An 18,033-nucleotide genomic window follows, 5' to 3' on the forward strand; every position below is an offset into this window, starting at 1 on the left:
TGGGCGTATGGCTGCCTTGCCAGTGCTTATTTAGGTTGAATTTATATATAAAAATTAATATATGAGCTATCTGCGACAAATAAGCAGCCTCATCCGGCGCGTCCGTTGGGAGTATCCGAAAAAATGAAGCCAGAATCAGAAAATTCTTCGTGCTTTTGCCCCCGACCAACCGTAGAGTGAAATGTAATATGATTGTTTTACCGCTAAGTCCTTTACTCCTATGGCAAAGAAAAAGAAGAAGGCTGTACCAGCAAAAAGCAAGGCTGCGCCTGCAGCAATAAGCGATAAAAAATACATCCAGAGCGGCCGCGCCCGAAGCCTGCCCCTTTACAAATGCCTTGTCAACGAGGGATGGGAAGAAGACGGCATGGCCGATATCTTTGTTTTGAGGAAGCATGTCAACGGGCATATTTCTGCGGGCATCTACCTCGTTGATACCTTCTGTACAGGGGTTAAAAGCACTTTTTATCTCTTCAACATGCCGGAGAATGATTTTAACGACCGTATTGCAGGCGCATTGCCGAATCCAGAAGAGATTCCGTATGAGCTGGCCCACAACATCATCTATGGCGCTGTGGCCTATGCACAGGAGTACGGTATTGAGCCAGACCCTGATTTCAGGCTGACGCAAATGATACTGGAAGAAGATACCGATGACATTGCGCTGATTGAACTCGAGTTTGGCCGCAACGGGAAGCCTGCCTTACTCATAAACCCCGCCGGCGACCCCAGAGCCGATTATTTCCTGCGCCAGTTGGAGAAGTATGCCGGGCCGGGTAACTACAATGTGGTGGACGGGCGCTTAGGAGACATGTTTGAGGATGATTTCGAGGATGAAGGAGACGACTATTTCGCTTTCCCGGAGGACTGGAAGGAAGACGACTGGGACGAATTTATAGATGAAACAGAGCCGGAAGAGCTTATTGATTTTCCGGAAGCGGCTCTCTTTATGTATGATAAAATAGTGGCTGCACCCACCAAGGCGGTGGAGTTGCTGACTTCGGAGACAGCGCGCGTAGACATGAAAATCACGTATGACGCTTTGCCAAACGATTATTCGGCCGAGGAGCTGAACGAAGCGGCTGACATTATTGGAACAATAAAAGCAGCAACACCTCCTGCCCCAGATGTTCTCACTAACATTATAAAATCAACTGGCCCTCCGGACCCGCTTTTGAAACAAACAAAAGAGAGGCTAAAAAAGGATATAGCCAGATGGCCCCAAAACCCGATTTTCTGGAATTACATGGCCATGACCTGCCGCCAGCTGGGCGAGGACGAAGAAACCGAGAAATCAATCCGGCACCTGCACGAGCAGTTCCCGGAGTATCTGTTCGGCAAAATCATGTATGCTGAAATGCTGCTGGACCAGGGAAAGGCAGAGGAAGTTCTGGCTGTGTTTAATAACCAATACCAGCTGAAAGGGGTGTACCCCCACCGCAATACCTTCCATATCACAGAACTGACCGCATTTAACTCCTTAATGGCCGATTACTTCTATGAAACAGGCGATTTATACATGGCCAGCCTATACATAAAAATGCTGGACCAGCTTGAGCTTCCTGAAAATCACTCACTGAACCTGGTGCTACTCCTGAAAATAAACTTAGCGCGTGTCGAAGAGATGAAGCCCGTGCTGCAGGAGGCAAGGCAGAGCGAAGAGAAGAAGCAGGAACTCATTGCGCAGTTGGTGGGGTAAAGCCGAAATACTGAGGATTTTCCTGGTTGTGTGTATGCTTGCGCCGCAATGTTTTGCGGCGCTATAACTGCAGCCCCGCCTTCATGGCCTCGCGGCGTTGCTGTGCCTCCAGAATATCCTCCGGCTCGCCTGTCGGGATAGCCTGCAACAGCGCGCGGGTATACGCCTGCTGCGGGTTTTGGAAGAGCTGCTCCGGCGTGCCGCTTTCCACGATCTGGCCTTTGCTCATCACCAGGATGCGGTCCGACATGTACTTGGCCACCGATAGGTCGTGGGTGATGAAGATATACGTCATCTGAAACTCCTGCTTCAGTTGGTTCAGCAGGTTCAGTACCTGCGCCTGCACCGACACATCGAGCGCCGACACCGACTCATCGCAAATGATGCATTTTGGCTGTAGCGCCAGCGCACGCGCAATACTGATACGCTGCCGCTGCCCACCCGAGAACTCATGTGGATAACGCTGGAAGTGCTCCGGCAGAAGTCGCACCTTTTCAAGCAGTTCCATTACTTTTATACGACGCTCTTTGTTGCTGGCATGCAGGTTATGCACCTGCATGGGCTCCATGATAGCATCGCCTACGGTATGCATCGGGTTCAGGGAAGCATACGGATCCTGGAAAATCATTTGGAAGTTACGGCGGCTTTTGCGCAGCGCTGATGCGCTCAGTTGGGCGATATCGCGGCCTTCAAACAGGATGCTGCCTTCCGTGGGTTCTACCAGGCGCAGCAACGCACGGCCCAGGGTGGTTTTGCCACACCCCGACTCGCCCACCAAGCCGATGGTTTCGCCGGGCTGCACGCTAAAGCTCACGCCGTCTACGGCCTTCACATACTCGGTGGTCCGCCCGAAGAAGCCCTTCCGGATCGGGAAGTATACCTTCAGGTCTGTTACCTGCAGCAGCGGCGGGCTTTGGGCATTTTCCCTCTGCTGCTTCAGCGCCTCCACGGTGCCTATATAGCCGTTCACCACCTCTGCCAGCGACGGCTCGTACAGGCTCTTTTTCCTTTCGATGATGTTACCGGCTGCATCCTCCTCCATAAAATCTGATACGGTGGGCAACACGGATTGCGCCTTGGCCGACAGCTTCGGGCGGCAGGCCAGCAGGCCTTTGGTATAAGGGTGCTGCGGATTCGTGAAGATGTCCAGCACCGGGCCCTGCTCCACCAGCTTGCCTTTATACATCACCAGGATGCGGTCTGCGATCTCGGCCACTACCCCCAGATCGTGGGTGATGAACAGGACGGCTGTGTTCTCCTTCACGCGCAGCTCGTCTATCAGTTGCAGCATCCGCGCCTGCACCGTCACGTCCAGGGCGGTGGTGGGCTCGTCAGCAATCAGGATGCTGGGCTCGCAGGCCATCGCCATCGCGATCATCACGCGCTGCTTCTGGCCCCCTGAGATCTCGTGTGGATAAGCGTCGTATATTTTCTCTGGCCGTGGCAACCTTGCCTTCTCAAAAAGCTGTATCGTGCGCTTTTTAGCCTCTTTTTTGGATAAACTGGTATGGAGCAGCAATACTTCGGCCACTTGTTTTCCACAGGTATACACCGGGTTCAGCGACGACATGGGCTCCTGGAAAATCATACTGATCTCGTTGCCGCGCAGCCGCCGCATCTGCTTTTCGGGTAATTGCAACAGGTCTACCTGCCCCAGTTTTCCTGACTGAAACAGCGCCTCGCCTCCCGCTATCTTCCCAGGCGGGGTGTTAATCAGCCGCATCAGCGACAGCGCCGTGACCGACTTGCCAGAGCCCGACTCTCCCACAATGGCCACCGTCTCGCCCGGGTATACCTCAAACGAAACCCTGTCCACGGCTGTGGTGGTGCCGCGGTGCGTCGAGAAGACGGTCTTTAAATCGCTGACCTGAAGAATGGGTTTTGAAGTAGCCAAGGATGATCTAGGTTTATGCTCTGAGTAAAAATAAGGGTTTTTAGATGATAGTGAATCTTTTGGTGCTGATTGTTCAAGGAAACAACGGCATCTATACCTTTATCCCTGAAAAACTATGTTGGCAACCAGGCATTTAAAGGCTTCCCTCAGAATTTGTTAAGCTAATCTCAAGTCGTTAAATTTATGTTTCACCATCTGTTACATCGAACTATGACCAAAACCATCATCTTCGACCTGGGTGCCGTGCTCATCGACTGGAACCCGCACTACCTATACCGTAATTTGTTTAAGGAAGAGGCCGAGATGCTGCACTTCCTGGAGAATATTTGCACCCCCGACTGGAACGAGGAGCAGGATGCGGGACGGCCCCTGCACGAGGCGACAACCTACCTGGTGGAAAAGCACCCCGAGCACGAGGAGCATATCCGCGCGTTTTATGGCCGTTGGGACGAGATGCTGGGTGGCGCCATTGAGGGCACGGTGGAGATCTTCAGGGAGCTGAAGGAAAGCGGCAGGTATAACCTGTATGCCCTCACCAACTGGTCGGCGGAAACGTTTCCGATTGCGCAGGAGCGGTTCGAGTTTCTGGGTTGGTTTGATGGCACGGTAGTGTCTGGTGCGGAGAAAGACCGTAAGCCATTCGACAGCTTTTACCATACCCTGCTGAAGCGGTATGAGGTACACCCTTCGGAGGCGTTGTTTATCGACGACAACCTGCGCAATGTCAAAGCGGCCGAGCAACTGGGCATCGCGTCTATCCACTTCACCACGCCCGAGGCATTGCGGGAGGAGTTGAAGAAGCGAGCAGTTCTATAGCTAACGCCAAACCGACCTCACAGTGTCTGGAAGACCTGTGAGTGTCTTGCTGGTGTTGAGCGTCTCGCCGGTTTATCGCTTTTACTCACCAGACACTCACAGGTTTTGCAAACACTGTGAGGTCTTATTTGATTGAGTGAGCCCCTGTTTAAGTAGGTTTTGTTTATATCCCTTTCTCCTGTTCCAGCATGCTGGTATGGGCTACGTGCGCGCCGTCATGCTCCCCGAAGAAGCGTTTCTGGTTGAACAGGATCAGCAGTACGCCTACAAAGATGGCAGAGTCGGCCACGTTGAAGATGGGCCACAGAGACATGGGGCGGCCGCCCATAATCGGTACCCAGTTCGGGATGATGCCTTCCCATATATCCACATAAAACATATCGATCACCTGGCCATGGAACCAGGGTGTGGTTGCGCCATACGGGGCATTGTCGAACCAGACGCCGTAGAAGGTGCTGTCGATCAGGTTTCCGATGGCTCCGCCCAGGATCAGGGCAATGCACCAGATGAGGCCTTTGGGGGCGCGGTGCTTCACGAGGTAGTATAAGTAGTAACCAATACCGAACATGGCCACCAAACGGAAGAGGGTCAGGATAAGCTTGCCGTAATCAGAGCCGAGCTCCACGCCAAAAGCCATACCTGGGTTGAGGGTATAATGCAGTTTCAGCCAGTCACCGACCAACTGTATTTCGCCGGGCAGCCCCATTTCCATGTTGTAGTGCACGATTAGCTTCACAGCCTGGTCCACTAGGATAACGGCAAACGCGGTGAGGTAATATTTCCAATATTTCATATATGATTTTTAAACAGCGGCCTTACAAAACCGTGCGCAGCTGCGGGACACCCGTGAAAGTATAAAAGCACCGGAAAGGATGTTCCCGGTGCTTTCTGATTTAGAAAACAGTGCTCTCCACTGTCTGTATGCGAATGAACACTTTATACTCGTCGATATCCAGCAAGGTCGCGTCCGGCAACTCATCTACCACGTCCAGCTTTTGGGCCTGCGTTTCGGCACAGATATAGGCACTGTAGTTTTCTACGGCGGCGTTCACCTCGGCCTCCCCGCGCTGCAGCGTGATGTTGATTTTGTCCTGCACTTCCAGGTTGCTGTCCTTGCGGAGGTTCTGGATGCGGTTGACCAGATCGCGGGCAATGCCCTCCTGCTTCAGCGCGTCTGTCAGGGTGATATCCAGCGCCACGGTCAGTTTGCCTTCGCTGGCCACCAGCCAGCCCGGGATGTCCTCCGAGGAGATTTCCACGTCGTCCGGTGTCAGCACAGCGGTTTCGTCGTCTGTCAGCATGATCTCAAAGCCTCCTTCGCGCTCGAGGTGCGCAATGTCGTTCTGGTCCATCTGCTGCACAGCGGCGGCCACCAGCTTCATCTTCGGTCCGAATACCTGGCCCAGCTTCTTAAAGTTCGGCTTGATTTTCTTCACCAGGATATCGGAGGTGTCGTCGATATACTCCACGGCCTTCACGTTCACCTCGCTCATGATCAGGTCTTCCACGGCCTGTATCTGCTGTTTGGTGTGCTCGTTCAGCACCGGGATCAGGATGCGCTGCAGCGGCTGGCGCACTTTGATCATCTCCTTCTTGCGCAGCGAGTGCACCAGCGATGATACGGTTTGTGCCAGTTGCATGCGTTCTTCCAGGTCCTTGTCAATCGCGCCATCCGCCACTTTCGGGAAGTTAGCCAGATGCACAGACTCTACTTTGTTCTTGTTGCTCACACCGTTCAGGTCGCGGAACAGTTGCTCGGCGTAGAACGGCGCGATCGGCGAGATCAGCTTGGCGATAGTTTCCAGGCAGGTATAAAGTGTCTGGTAAGCGGCCGTCTTGTCTTCGTTGTACTCGCCTTTCCAGAAACGTTTGCGGTTCAGGCGCACATACCAGTTGCTCATGTCGTCCACCACAAAATCCTGGATGGCGCGGGCCGCTTTGGTCGGGTCGTAATCGGCCAGGTAGCCGTCAACCTCCTGCACCAGCGTGTTTAGCTTCGAGATGATCCAGCGGTCGCTTTCTGTTCTTCTCTCCAGCGGCACATCAGCCTCGGCATAGGTAAACTTGTCGAGGTTGGCGTAAAGCGCGAAGAAAGAGTAGGTGTTCTGCAGCGTGCCGAAGAAACGGCGCTGCGTCTCCACCACGCCCTCCGGATTAAACTTCAGGTTGTCCCAGGGCGGCGCGTTCGCGATCATATACCAGCGCACTGCATCCGGGCCATACTGGTTGATCATCTCGAACGGGTCAATGGCGTTGCCGAGGCGCTTGCTCATCTTGTTGCCGTTCTTGTCGAGCACCAGTCCGTTGGCGATCACGTTTTTGTAGGCCACGCTGTCCTCCAGCATCACAGCCAGGGCGTGCAGCGTAAAGAACCAGCCGCGTGTCTGGTCCACTCCCTCCGCGATGTAGTCGGCCGGGAAGTTTGCCTCGAACTTTTTCTTGTTCTCCAACGGGTAATGCCACTGTGCATAAGGCATAGCGCCTGAGTCGAACCATACGTCGATCAGGTCTAACTCTCTGCGCATTGGCTTGCCTGAGGGGCTTTCCAGTATAATGTTATCCACATACGGGCGGTGCAGGTCTTTCACCTCCACCGCGGCGTCCATCAGGCCTGCTTCCACCGCTTTGTCGATCTCCTCGGTCAGTTGCGCGATGGAGCCGATGCAGATTTCCTCGTCGCCGTCCTCGGTGCGCCAGATAGGCAGCGGTGTTCCCCAGTAGCGCGAGCGTGACAGGTTCCAGTCCACGAGGTTCTCCAGCCAGTTACCGAAACGGCCCGTGCCGGTAGACTCGGGCTTCCAGTTGATGGTCTTGTTCAGCTCGATCAGCCTGTCTTTTACGGCCGTGGTTTTGATGAACCAGCTATCCAGCGGGTAGTATAAAACGGGCTTGTCCGTGCGCCAGCAGTGCGGGTAGGTGTGCTCGTATTTCTCTACCTTAAAGGCTTTGTTCTCTTCTTTCAGCTTGATGGCGATCTTCACGTCCGTCGGCTTGTAATCCGGGGCCGACTCGTCCTCGCCGGTATAGTTCTTCACGTACATGCCGGCAAAGTCTGTGATGTCGCTCACAAAACGGCCCTGCTTGTCCACGATTGGAACCTGCTTGCCGTTCTCGTCGGTCACCATCAGGGCCGGAATGTCGTTTTGCGCGGCTACTTTAAAGTCATCGGCACCGAAGGTCGGTGAGATGTGCACGATACCTGTACCGTCCTCTGTCGTCACGAAATCGCCCACGATCACGCGGAAAGCTGGTTTGTCCGGCTGCACGTAGGGCATCAGTTGGTGATACTCCACGCCTGCCAGGTCGCTGCCTCTGAATTCCTCCATCACTTTGAATGGGATCAGCTTGTCGCCCGGCTTGTAATCGGCCAGCGCCAGGTCAGCAGCCTTCGGATTGAAGTAGCGGCTCACCAGGTCCTTGCCCACGATTACCGAGATCGGCTCGAAGGTATACGGGTTGAAGGATTTCACCTTCACATACTTGATGCCCTTGCCCACGGCCAGCGCGGTGTTGGCAGGGAGCGTCCAGGGGGTTGTCGTCCAGGCCAGGAAGTATACCTTCTCCTCCTCGTTCTCGAAGAGGAACATGTTGCGGGTGATTTTCTTCACCTCGAACTGCGCCACAATGGTTGTGTCCTTCACCATCTGATAGCAGCCCGGCTGGTTCAGCTCGTGCGAGCTCAAACCCGTGCCCGCTCCCGGAGAGTATGGCTGGATGGTATAACCCTTGTACAAAAAGCCTTTGTCGTAGAGGCGCTTCAACAGAGCCCAGCAAGACTCGATGTACTCGTTCTCGAAGGTGATGTAGGGGTTGTCCAGGTCTACCCAGTAGCCCATTTTCTCGGTCAGGTCGTCCCACTGGTGCTTGAAACGCATCACCGTTTCGCGGCAGCGCTGGTTATACTCCTCCACCGAGATGGTCTTGCCGATATCCTCTTTCGTGATGCCGAGCTCTTTCTCTACCTGCAGCTCGATGGGCAAACCGTGGGTGTCCCAGCCGCCTTTGCGGTTTACCTGGTAGCCTTTCAGGGTCTTGTAGCGGCAGAAAATATCCTTCACGGCGCGGGCCATCACGTGATGGATACCCGGCTTTCCGTTGGCAGACGGCGGTCCTTCGTAGAACACGAAGTTCTCATGGCCATTGCGCGTCGACACCGATTTCTCAAAGATGTTGTTCTGCTTCCAGAACTCCAGTACTTCCTCGCCTACTTTGGCGTAGTTCAGGTTTTTATACTCGTTGTACTTTACCATTTTCAGGTTCTTCTTGATCTAATTTAAGTCTGAGCTGCGCTAAATCCAGCTCCTCATCGTCTTCTTCAAAATATGCCTCGTCGATCTGCTCGATCAGGGCGTATGGGTCCCGCTCATACTTGCCGCTGTCGAAACTCATTAGCAAGGTAGGCAAGATAATCAGGTTTGTAAATAAGGCAATCAATAAACTCACCGACATCAGCACGCCCAGCGCCTTTGTGCCGCCAAATTCGGAGAAAGCGAAGATCACAAACCCGAAAAACAGGATGATGGAGGTATAAATCATACTGGTGCCCGCCTCTTCTAAACTGCTCGTGATGGCCCGGCTTACGTTAAAGCCGTTGTGCAGCAACTCGTGCCGGTACTTGGCCAGGAAGTGAATCGAGTCGTCGATGGCGATGCCCAGCGCGATACTGAAGATAAGCGCGGTGCTTGGCTTCAGCGGAATGTTGAAAAAGCCCATCAACCCACCCGCGATCAGCAGCGGGATCATGTTCGGAATCAGCGAGATGACCACCACCCGGATAGACTTAAACAACAAAGCGATGGTGATCGTTACCAACACAAACGCTAAAAGCAGGCTGGAGCGCAGGTTGTCGATCAGGTACTGGTTGCCTTTGATGAACAGCAGCGTGGTTCCGGTCAGGCTCACGGAGGTTTCGCTGCCGGTGTCGTCGCGAATGAACTTCATGCTGTTGCCCACTTCCTCTATCCGCACGCCCTCCCCGCCATATATCTCGGCCAATTGTGGCTTTATTTTCTTCAGGAGCAGCGTATCCAGTTCCCGGGAGCCCACATCGGCCACTTTAAGCGAGATGCGCGCGCGCTGCCCGGTGCTGTCCACGAAGGAGCGCAGCAGGCGCTGGCTCACGCCCTCGTCCTGCTTGGCCAGGTAGCTGAAGATGAAGTTTCGCTCAGTATTGTCGGGCAGGCGGTAGGAGTTCGGGTCTCCCTCGTAAAATGCCTGCGTGGCTGTCTTTACCAATCCCACCACCGAAATCGGGGCAGATAATATGGGCTGCGTGCGCAGGAAATCCTCCAGCTCTGCCAGCTTGCGCAGGTTTGGCAGGCGCATCACGCCCTGCTTTATACCTGTATCCACGATTACCTCCAGCGGCATCACCCCGTTGAAGTGCTGCTCAAAAAAGGCCAGGTCGGCGTTCACGCTGCTTTCCTCGGGCAGGTCATCCACCATGTAGGAGATCGTCTTCACTTTGTAGATACCCCAGAACGACAAGGCCAGCACCAGCGTCAGGAAAAAGTACACGATGTGGCGTTTGTGGTGCACCACGTAATCGAAGAACTCCAGCAGCTTGTTCAAGGGCTTGGCATCGAGATGGCGCAGCTGCCGCTCGGTGGGCGGCGGCAGGTAGGAGAAAATGGCCGGCACCAGGATCATGCTGATCAGGAAGGTGACGAAGATGTTGATGGCCGCCACTACTCCAAACTCATACAGAATGGCGATGTGCGTAAACGTGAACACGATAAAACCGATAGCCGTGGTCGTATTGTTGACCAGGTTCACCAGCCCTATTTTGCTGATAACGCGGGATAGCGCCAGTATTTTGTTGCCGTGCCGACGGTAATCGAGGTGGTAGCGCGCCAGCAGGTAGGTGGAGTTGGGTATACCGATCACCACGATGATGGAAGGTATAAGCCCGGTCAGGAGTGAGATTTTAAAGCCCAGCAGCGAGATCGTGCCCATCACCCAGATCACGACTACACTGATGACCACGATGGGTATAAGCACGGCGTAGAAAGAGCGGAAGAAAAGGAATAATGAAACGGCCGTTACCAGCAGCGCCAGCACCAGGAACAGCTTCATCTCCGCCGCCACCTTTGTGGTCATGACGGAGCGCACGAACGGCAGTCCGGCGTAATGCAGCTTGATTTTGGTTGATTTCGAAAAGGCCTCGGTATGTGCCAGGATGTCGTCCATCACACCGATGCGGCGGGCTGAGTTGAGATAAGCCGCGTCCATGGTGACCGCCAGCAGCGTCGCGCCGGTTTTGTTGTTGATGATCTGGCCATCGTAAAAGCCCTGCTCCTTCACTACCTGCACCAGGCTATCCAGTTGCGGCTGCGACTTTGGAAAAGGCTGGAATATATTTCGTGTGATGAATTTGCGGGCGGCAGTGTCTTTTACGACCTGCACCAGGTTTGGCAGCGCGATGACGGCTTTTACGCCTTCCACCGTCTTCAATTCCTTGGTCAGTTCATCCAGCGCCCGGAAGTTCTCGAGCTGGTAGATACTTTTATCCTGCATACCCACCACCAGCACATTGCCATCCTCGCCAAAGGTCTCCTTAAAGCGGGTGAAGTACATCATGTCCGGGTCGTCCAGGCTCACCACGTTGGCGAAATCATACGACATCTCCACGTCTTTGGCCTGATAGGCCATAAACGAAGTGAGCACGGCCAAGAGCAAGATGAGTCTCAGCCTGTTTTTGATGATAAAAATGGCAATCCTATTCCACATGGTCAGCTACAATTCGGCAAAGGTAGGCAATTTTGCTTATTTCTGCGGCTAACAATCATGGCACGTGGCCCTAAGCCATGCTTGAGAAGTCTCCGTACGAAGCACAAAAAAAGCCTCAGCAAAACTGAGGCTGGCAATAGTATCCTGTGCAGCGGCTTAACTCTTCTTTTCAGAAGTGCCGGATTTTGGTGTGTTGTTTTTGGGCACGCAATTCGGCACTTCTTTTCCGTTTTTCTTTTTCATTCCGATCGGTTCATACCCTTTCCAGCATGGGTTATTTTCTTTCAGGCTGTCGTCTTTCTCTTCTTTTTGTTTGCTCATGGTTTCAGGCTTTTTGGTTCGGAATTATATACGTGTTCTGCCTAGCATCCTCACGCGTCAGCTCTCTTTTTTGTGAAACAAACGGCAAACTCATTTTTATACAGTGTGTATAACTATGCAGTTGTACACAGTACACATATCTGTTTGTCACCTGTTTAGATATTTATCCACAGATATGTCCGTATATTTAAGGGCTTACATATCCACATATTTGGCCTTGCCCCGGAAGGTGAATACTGTCCTTTTCTCATGTATAAATTAGCAGCAGTGATGCAAAAAACAAAGCCTTCCTTCCCTTTTTTATTATGGCAGTGTGCCTAATTTTTAAGCTGGATCAAACTTATTTTTAAATTCTAATCCAAGAAAAGACAGACAACTCACTTTCCCATACTTAACATAAGTATTAAACTATAAAGAAAAATTACTTATTTGACTTGCCAAATTTCATCTTAAAATGAAAAGCTGCAGCTAAAGCTATTGCCAACAGGCTACATTTAGCAATGCTGTTGGGTGCACCATGGTTCGGAATAGGGAGGGAAATGGTATGGAAATCAGGAAATTCTGGTGGCAGGTTATAATTTGAAAGAGCAGCTGTAAAAGTAGGCACAGCCAAAAAAAGCCTTCTGGCATAGCAAAGCGCTATACTGGAAGGCTGCTTTTTGTATTGGGATTGTTCTACTGAACCACTGCCAACCGCAGAAACTTATTACGGCCAAAAGTCATGAAATAGGCTTGATACAGGAACATAGGAAGCACCAAAAGTAAAAGGAACATCACCTCTACATTAAAAGCCAGATTTAGGATAAAGTATACGAGCAGCATGGCTAGGTTAAATGGAACTAACCACTTCCCTGGCGCAAAGCCACTTACCTTAATTTCTCTTGCCTCATTTGCTGTTACCGCTATCTGATGCTCCTGGCTACCGCACCAGTCAATGGTGGCAGTTACGGTATGTGTTCCGACAGGAACTTCGAACTCCTTTGCCTTTCCATTGGCAACGTCACCCAGTTTGTCGCCATTCAGGAAAATCTCATAGTTACGAAACCTGCTGTTCCATTCGGACGGTCTGCTGATAATAAGTGTCGGCATGTAGGTATGTATAAATTTGAAACTCCTGCTTTACCCGGGTATACCGATGCGCCTACAGCTTTTGGGAAGCCATTTCAGGTTTCACCTGCTGTTGCTCTACCCGGAAACTCGGTGCCTGGTAGTCGGCTGGCAAGTATTGCTCCGGGATGGTAACCATATTGCCGTCGCGCTGGGCACGGTAATGCGGCGACAGGATCTCGATGCCCGCCTCGTTAAACTTGTCCTGGATGTTCTGGTGGATGGTGGAGTACGTCATGGCCATTTTGCTGGTGGCAAAGGTATAGGCGTTCAGCTGGTAGCTCACATAAAAATCGTCGAGGCTGGTTTGGAGCACAAAGGGCTGCGGTGTTTTTTCCACGTTAGGCGTGGCCAGCGCGGCGGCGATCAGGGCTTGCTGCACCTTGGGCCACGGCACGTCATACCCTATCGTCACGGTGGTGTGCAGAATCAGCCCTTTGTCGCTTTGCTCGCTGCAGGCGGTATAATTGGTGGTATGGCTGCTCAGGATCATGGCGTTCGGGATGGTGATGTCCTCGTTTTTGGTGGTGCGCACCCGCGTGACGAGCAGCGTCTTCTCGATCACATCCCCGGAAATATCCCCTATCTTGATTCTGTCGCCCAATTTAAACGAACGCATATACGTGAGTACCAAACCAGCTACCATGTTGGCTATGGCCGATGAGGAACCCAGCGAGAAAAGGATACCGATAAACACCGACACGCCCTGAAATATGGGTGAATCGGAGCCCGGCAGGTATGGGAACACCACCACAAACATGAAGGCATACAGCAGAAACCGAATAATGTTGTAGGTCGGCTTGGCCCAATCGCGGTAAAAGCCCGAAATCTCCAGCTTCCCGGTCTCTACCTCGCCAGCCAGGAAGTGCAGGAACTTCACCACATAATGCGTCACCGTCACGATCACGAGTATGGTGAGCAGATTCGGGATATAGTTGATGAGGCTGACACCGATGTTGCGAAGCGGGTCGATGATGTACTGCAGCAGCGTGTCAGCATATCCCTCCGTCCAGGGGAAGATGCTGAACAGGATGGGCAGCAGGATATACACCATCACAAACAGCGTGATCAGGCGAACGAACTTGGCCACCGTCAGGACGACGGCTACCTCACGCTCGGGCGTCAGCATCTCGTAGTCTTTCACCCGCAGGCCCTTCAGCCGCGTGCCTTGCTGCTCCTCTATTTTCCCGAAGATGTATTGGAAGAATTTGTTGATGTACTTGATCAGGAAAAAGAACACCAACAGCACGAGTATCGCCATGCCAATTTCAATCAGGATGCTGCGCAGGCTATACTGCTCCGCCGACCGTGCGGTGCTTTCCTTGATTTTGGCGGCATAGAGCGAGGCCAGCTCGAGGCGGGGCCGATCGGCCGCTTTGGCATCCTCCTCTGTGATGCTCATCAGCACACGATCCATATACACCACATCCGCAGACAGCACGTTTTCTACGACCTGGATGGAGTCTGGCTGCAGAAAGCGCTCTTCCGCCAGTTGCAGCACCCGCTTGTTGATGGCATCGGCTCGCTCCTGCTGGCTGAAAGAGCCTACCGGGCTATAGATATAAAAAAGCGTATCGCGGTGCAGCACAACAGGGGCCCCTACTCTCTCCTTCTCAACAGGCTGTTCCTTCGCCTGCTTCTGCGCCTGCGCCTGCCCAAAGGCAAGCACCATGATCAAGCACCATATCCATCTCATACCCTGTGTTCTGTTAATGTATTGATTGCCATAAGCTACTAAAAATCTATATATAATTACCAAGGCATGTATAAATCCTAATAACTATTCTTTGTTGATATGTTAATCATCGTAGGAATTATATCGATATTTAATAAGCCATGCTCATATATGTTAACACATTTTTTATACAGCAGCTACTTGCATACAAATCCGCTTGGTGTATAAAAGCAGAGGCAGCATGGTATAACCACACTGCCTCTGCCTGAAATCACGTTCTTTCTTTGTCTGAAACCCTGATAAAACTAAGCCAGCTTCTCGAAAATGCTTCTGAAGTTCACGGCTTTGTCGATGTAGCTGCGCAACTCACTGATGGGCATACGCACCTGCTCACGGCTATCGCGGTCCCGGACCGTAACGGTGTCGTCTTCCAGCGTTTGGTGGTCTACAGCGATGCAGAACGGCGTGCCGATCAGGTCCTGGCGGGTATAGCGCTTGCCAATGCTGTCGCGCTCCTCATAGATCATGTTGAAATCATACTTCAGGGCATCAAACACCTGGGTTGCTTTCTCAGGCAGGCCATCCTTCTTGGTAAGCGGCAGGATAGCGGCTTTTACCGGGGCCAGGGCGGGATGCAGCTTCAGGAAGGTGCGCGACTTGGTGCTGTCTCCTTCGGTAATCTCCTCTTCCTGGTATGCGTTGCACAGCGTCATCAGGAACAGGCGGTCAGCGCCGGCCGATGTCTCGATCACGTAAGGCACGTAGTTGCCGTATGGCTTTCCGTCCTCGTTCAGGTCGTTGTCGAAGTACTGCAGTTTCTTGCGGCTCAGCTCCTGGTGCTGCGTCAGGTCGAAGTCGGTGCGGGAGTGGATACCCTCTACCTCTTTGAAGCCAAACGGGAACTGGAACTCAATGTCCACGGCGGCGTTGGCGTAGTGGGCCAGCTTGTCGTGGTCGTGGAAGCGCAGCTTGGCGGCAGGTATACCCATCGCCTCGTGCCACTTCTTGCGTGTTTCCTTCCACTGCTCATACCACTCCATTTCGGTGCCGGGGCGCACAAAGAACTGCATCTCCATTTGCTCAAACTCGCGCATCCGGAAGATGAACTGGCGCGCCACGATCTCGTTGCGGAAGGCTTTTCCGATTTGGGCGATACCGAACGGTATCTTCATGCGGCCTGTTTTCTGCACGTTCAGGAAGTTCACAAATATACCCTGAGCCGTTTCCGGGCGCAGGTAAATCGTCTGCGACTCTTCGGCCACCGAGCCCACCTGCGTCGAGAACATCAGGTTAAACTGGCGTACCTCGGTCCAATTGGCAGTACCGGAGATTGGGCATTTAATATTTTCGCGGATAATCAGCTCCCGGACGCCGTCCAGTTCCTCTGCACCCAGCAAACGTCCCATCTCTACCAGCAGGTCCCTGGCTTTGTCAAAATGGCCGTCTGCCTCATACTCGGCCGCTTTGTCTTCGATCAGCACGTCGGCGCGGTAGCGCTTCTTCGAGTCTTTGTTGTCGATCATCGGGTCGTTGAAGCTGTCCACGTGGCCAGAGGCTTTCCAGGTATGCGGGTGCATGAAAATGGAGGCGTCGAGGCCAACCACGTTCTGGTTGAGCTGCGTCATGCATTTCCACCACAGGCTCTTGATGTTGTTTTTCAGCTCCACGCCCATCTGGCCGTAATCGTACACGGCTTGCAGGCCATCGTAAATCTCGCTCGACGGGAAAATGAAGCCATACTCCTTCGCGTGCGAGATAATATCTTTTAACTGTGCGTTTTCTACAGGGGTTTTCTCTTGTGTTGCCATAGCGCAAAGATATGTTTTTAGTGTTTGATTTTGCCACAGCAGGCTTATACTTTTTCGGGGTATGGGCAAAGTATCGTTTCGTGATGTATACTATAAAGAAGTTGATTTTTAGCCCTGGAAGGCCCTAAAACACATTTGAGTAGGTATGAGGGGAATTTCTTATGCACCAAACTTCCTCCCTCTCTTGTTTTTAAGCTAACTTGCGCCGATTTATGATGCTCACCAATTTTATCGCGAATGCCTAAAATTAAAAAGGGAAAGAAGCACCTAGCCCCTGTAAAGCCATACAAATTCCGGGACCGGTATAGCCAGCTCGACATCTACATCCGAAAGGAGAAGAACTTCCTCTACTTCATCGCCTTCTCCCTTATCCTGGCGGGTATGGTGTATCCGTATGCCGGTGTGGCTATGTGGGTGGGCTTTGCCTTTGCGGGCTACTCCGCCATCGCCAACGACAGTATCCAGACCATCGGCACGTTCATCGTATCCAACGAGGACAAGAAATGGTATTGGCAGTGGCTCTTTATGGGCGCTATCTTTCTGGGCACCGTTTTTTACAGCTGGTATGTGTTCGACGGCGACGTGACGTACCAGCGCCTGTCGTCCAAGGGCTTCGACCAGAACATCGACAGCTTTGTGTACTTGCAGTTGGCCGCCCCGATCGTGCTGCTGCTCCTGACGCGTTTCCGAATCCCGGTGTCCACCACGTTCATGCTGCTGAGTGTGTTCACTGTCAGTTCCGGGGCTATTATCGGGATGGTGAGCAAAAGCCTGATGGGGTATGTGGCCGCCTTTGGGGTCGCGATTATCCTATACCTGGCGCTGTCTAAAATCATCAAGCGCTTTGTGAAGGGCGAGGCGCACGGCTCCTGGATTGTGGCGCAGTGGGTGATTACCGGCTTTCTGTGGCATACCTGGCTTGCCCAGGATCTGGCCAACGTGGCGGTATACCTGCCCCGTAAGCTGGACGGATTAGAGTTTGCCGCCTTTGCCGGTTTCATCTTCCTGGGCCTTGGCTTTATGTTTTACAAGCGCGGCGAGAAAATCCAGCACATCATCAACGAGAAATCTGATGTGCGCGATGTGCGCAGCGCCACGATCATTGACCTGGTATACGCCATCATTTTATACTACTTCAAAGAGCTCAACAACATCCCGATGAGCACTACCTGGGTATTTGTGGGCCTCCTGGCTGGCCGCGAGTTGGGTATGCGCCTGCGGATGCAAGACAGCCCCGGCAAACTTGGCAAGACCTTCAGCCTGATCGGCAAGGACATCCTGTCGGTTACCATTGGCCTGGTTATCTCCATTATCCTGGCGGTGGCCATCAACCCGGTTATTCAGCAGGAGATCAAGAATTTCTTCTTTAAATAAGCCCCTTTTTATACCCTATGGAAAGGCCTGGCTTCGGTCAGGCCTTTCTTGTCTCTGCTCTTACCAGCCCATAAACCAGAAAAGCCCCGACAGTAGCTACTGCCGGGGCTTTTCAATTGCTGTCAGGATATATTATTTCTCAGGCCAGATTACCTCCAGGTTGTCGTTGATGAACACGCCGAAGTTGATGGCAATCAGTTGATCCTCGTCGAAGTAGAGGTCAATCATCTCCCGCTCAAAAGAGATGCGCGTTTCGCCGGTTTCAGCCTCTTCTTCCTCCGGGCCTGTAATCTCGTTGTCTGTGAAGAGTTGCAGGACCTGCGCCTTGCTCATCTCAAAAACACGATCGCCCCAAAGCTGCACTTCGCGGTTGGCCGTTTCGATGCAGCTCAGACGGTAGTCGTCTTCTTTGTCGAAGTAAAGCGAGTAGCCTTCTTCCCAGTAATTCCAGGCCTGGTGCTCAAACTCATCTTCCTCATCCGACTCCTCTACCTCTTCCGGCTCGCCTATTAACTCTTCTACTTCTTTCATTGTCAGGCCAAACTTGATTTTGCCAAGCCCCTTGCCTAACCTGATGTCTTTGTTAATCATTTCAATTTAAGGTTTATAT

12 protein-coding genes are annotated in these 18,033 nt (G+C 52.5%); 3 read left to right on the forward strand and 9 right to left on the reverse strand.

All coding sequences use genetic code 11. The annotated features are described in order from the left end of the window. Window positions 1–220: 220 nt before the first annotated feature. Window positions 221–1,699 carry a tetratricopeptide repeat protein gene (locus MKJ04_RS02835; protein ID WP_241639160.1) on the forward strand — a complete coding sequence of 493 codons (1,479 nt, stop codon included), beginning with the start codon at window positions 221–223 and terminating at the stop codon, window positions 1,697–1,699. A 61-nt stretch (window positions 1,700–1,760) separates the two neighbouring features. On the opposite strand, the gene MKJ04_RS02840 is transcribed toward MKJ04_RS02835, so the two are convergent. Beyond that, window positions 1,761–3,593, reverse strand: a complete 1,833-nt coding sequence (locus tag MKJ04_RS02840) for an ABC transporter ATP-binding protein (RefSeq protein ID WP_241639162.1) — start codon at window positions 3,591–3,593, stop codon at window positions 1,761–1,763. Between the two features lie 210 nt (window positions 3,594–3,803). Between MKJ04_RS02840 and MKJ04_RS02845 the strand changes: the two genes are divergently transcribed. Beyond that, the gene (locus MKJ04_RS02845) at window positions 3,804–4,409 is read left to right on the forward strand and encodes an HAD family hydrolase (RefSeq protein WP_241639164.1); all 606 of its coding nucleotides are present in this window, start codon (window positions 3,804–3,806) and stop codon (window positions 4,407–4,409) included. Window positions 4,410–4,572: 163 nt separating this feature from the next. On the opposite strand, the gene MKJ04_RS02850 is transcribed toward MKJ04_RS02845, so the two are convergent. From MKJ04_RS02850 to MKJ04_RS02880, 7 genes are all read right to left on the reverse strand, one after another. Continuing rightward, window positions 4,573–5,202: a lipoprotein signal peptidase gene (locus MKJ04_RS02850; protein ID WP_241639166.1), complete on the reverse strand. Its 630-nt coding sequence runs from the start codon at window positions 5,200–5,202 to the stop codon at window positions 4,573–4,575. A 100-nt stretch (window positions 5,203–5,302) separates the two neighbouring features. Beyond that, window positions 5,303–8,659 (reverse strand): isoleucine--tRNA ligase, encoded by a 3,357-nt coding sequence (ileS, locus tag MKJ04_RS02855; protein WP_241639168.1) that lies wholly within the window; start codon window positions 8,657–8,659, stop codon window positions 5,303–5,305. Further along, window positions 8,637–11,138 carry an efflux RND transporter permease subunit gene (locus MKJ04_RS02860; protein ID WP_241639171.1) on the reverse strand — a complete coding sequence of 834 codons (2,502 nt, stop codon included), beginning with the start codon at window positions 11,136–11,138 and terminating at the stop codon, window positions 8,637–8,639. The genes ileS and MKJ04_RS02860 overlap by 23 nt, the downstream gene beginning before the upstream one ends. Window positions 11,139–11,294: 156 nt before the next feature. After that, window positions 11,295–11,459: a hypothetical protein gene (locus MKJ04_RS02865; protein ID WP_241639173.1), complete on the reverse strand. Its 165-nt coding sequence runs from the start codon at window positions 11,457–11,459 to the stop codon at window positions 11,295–11,297. A gap of 675 nt (window positions 11,460–12,134) precedes the next feature. Beyond that, window positions 12,135–12,548 (reverse strand): hypothetical protein, encoded by a 414-nt coding sequence (locus tag MKJ04_RS02870; RefSeq protein ID WP_241639175.1) that lies wholly within the window; start codon window positions 12,546–12,548, stop codon window positions 12,135–12,137. Between the two features lie 52 nt (window positions 12,549–12,600). Then, the gene (locus tag MKJ04_RS02875) at window positions 12,601–14,262 is read right to left on the reverse strand and encodes a mechanosensitive ion channel family protein (protein WP_241639178.1); all 1,662 of its coding nucleotides are present in this window, start codon (window positions 14,260–14,262) and stop codon (window positions 12,601–12,603) included. 284 nt (window positions 14,263–14,546) lie between these two features. Further along, a complete protein-coding gene (locus MKJ04_RS02880; RefSeq protein ID WP_241639181.1) occupies window positions 14,547–16,049 on the reverse strand; it encodes a glycine--tRNA ligase in 1,503 nt (500 codons plus the stop codon). Between the two features lie 237 nt (window positions 16,050–16,286). Between MKJ04_RS02880 and MKJ04_RS02885 the strand changes: the two genes are divergently transcribed. Further along, window positions 16,287–17,423: a hypothetical protein gene (locus tag MKJ04_RS02885; protein ID WP_241639184.1), complete on the forward strand. Its 1,137-nt coding sequence runs from the start codon at window positions 16,287–16,289 to the stop codon at window positions 17,421–17,423. 132 nt (window positions 17,424–17,555) lie between these two features. Here MKJ04_RS02885 and MKJ04_RS02890 read toward each other — a convergent pair whose 3' ends face one another. Beyond that, window positions 17,556–18,014: a hypothetical protein gene (locus MKJ04_RS02890; protein ID WP_241639187.1), complete on the reverse strand. Its 459-nt coding sequence runs from the start codon at window positions 18,012–18,014 to the stop codon at window positions 17,556–17,558. Between the last annotated feature and the right edge of the window lie 19 nt (window positions 18,015–18,033).

The sequence above is a fragment of the Pontibacter sp. E15-1 genome, from assembly GCF_022601975.1.
Taxonomy (GTDB): Bacteria; Bacteroidota; Bacteroidia; order Cytophagales; family Hymenobacteraceae; genus Pontibacter.